The organism is Shigella sp. FC1661, from assembly GCF_001712525.1.
In the GTDB taxonomy this organism is placed as follows: domain Bacteria; phylum Pseudomonadota; class Gammaproteobacteria; order Enterobacterales; family Enterobacteriaceae; genus Escherichia; species Escherichia coli.
This window is the reverse complement of record NZ_MDGW01000300.1, coordinates 1-1,685: the sequence shown is the minus strand read 5'-3', so window position 1 is coordinate 1,685 and position 1,685 is coordinate 1. Positions and strand designations below refer to the sequence as shown.

General features: G+C 42.7%; 2 protein-coding genes. One reads left to right on the top strand and one right to left on the bottom strand.

The window, feature by feature from the left end; genetic code table 11:
- Positions 1–159, bottom strand: a 159-nt coding sequence (locus BFF42_RS16290; protein ID WP_032277379.1) for an IS1 family transposase, incomplete at its 3' end; no start/stop codon positions are given.
- Between the two features lie 372 nt (positions 160–531).
- Here BFF42_RS16290 and ipaHd point away from each other — a divergent pair.
- The coding region (gene ipaHd / locus BFF42_RS16285) for a T3SS effector E3 ubiquitin-protein ligase IpaHd (protein WP_146759051.1) at positions 532–1,685 on the top strand (1,154 nt) is incomplete at its 3' end.

Below are 1,685 nucleotides of genomic sequence, written 5' to 3'. Positions count from 1 at the left end.
GTGCGTACCGGGCTGAGAGGCGGTGTAAGTGAACTGTAGTTGCCATGTTTTACGGCAATGAGAGCAGAGATAGCGCTGATGTCCGGCAGTGCTTTTGCCGTTACGCACCACGCCTTCAGTAGCGGAGCAGGAAGGACATCTGATGGAAATGGAAGCCACGCAAGCACCTTAAAATCACCATCATACACTAAATCAGTAAGTTGGCAGCATTACCTTTTTTATATACATGATTCACTGATATCAGTGGCATTAATAGCTATTATATAGCTTCAGCTCCTTTTTTCATACCTTAAGGAAAAATTGCCCCCTCCCCCAAAAAGTATCGTTTTTTTACATTAAACCGATCCAGTTTAGGATAGTGTAAAGCAGAAGTTCTTCAATATATAACATATGGAGTTAATATGCTTACACAAACTATATATCCGCCTCCTCCAGAAGTTCCTGTCTACTGCTGAAGGGAACCAATAACATTGCAAAGCAGATAAAAAAGAATCCAACACCTCTCAACATAAAGAATACGCCCTGATATTTATGCTCCCGACAAATAACAATCACAGATTAATTTCAAATTCGTTCTCCACTTATTCAATCGACACTAGCCGCGCATATGAAAGTTATCTAACCCATTGGACTGAATGGAAAAATAACCGCATACAAGAAGAACAACGAGACATCGCTTTTCAGCGACTAGTATCATGTCTACAAAACCAAGAGACGAACCTAGACTTGTCTGAATTAGGCCTGACAACATTACCTGAAATCCCCCCGGGAATTAAATCAATTAATATAAGTAAAAATAATTTAAGCTTAATCTCCCCATTGCCTGCGTCCCTTACACAGCTTAATGTCAGCTATAACAGACTTATTGAACTGCCTGCTTTGCCTCAAGGACTTAAATTATTGAATGCGTCCCACAATCAACTAATCACACTACCCACACTCCCCATATCTTTGAAGGAGCTTCATGTCTCAAATAATCAATTATGTTCTCTTCCTGTTTTACCAGAACTACTGGAAACATTAGATGTATCATGTAATGGGCTGGCAGTTTTACCACCTTTACCATTTTCTTTACAAGAGATTAGCGCAATAGGGAATCTTCTTAGTGAACTCCCCCCTCTACCTCACAACATTCACTCCATATGGGCAATCGACAATATGTTAACCGATATTCCATACCTGCCGGAAAATTTAAGGAACGGTTATTTTGACATAAATCAGATAAGTCATATCCCGGAAAGCATTCTTAATCTGAGGAATGAATGTTCAATAGATATTAGTGATAACCCATTGTCATCCCATGCTCTGCAATCCCTGCAAAGATTAACCTCTTCGCCGGACTACCACGGCCCACGGATTTACTTCTCCATGAGTGACGGACAACAGAATACACTCCATCGCCCCCTGGCTGATGCCGTGACAGCATGGTTCCCGGAAAACAAACAATCTGATGTATCACAGATATGGCATGCTTTTGAACATGAAGAGCACGCCAACACCTTTTCCGCGTTCCTTGACCGCCTTTCCGATACCGTCTCTGCACGCAATACCTCCGGATTCCGTGAACAGGTCGCTGCATGGCTGGAAAAACTCAGTGCCTCTGCGGAGCTTCGACAGCAGTCTTTCGCTGTTGCTGCTGATGCCACTGAGAGCTGTGAGGACCGTGTCGCGCTCACATGGAACAA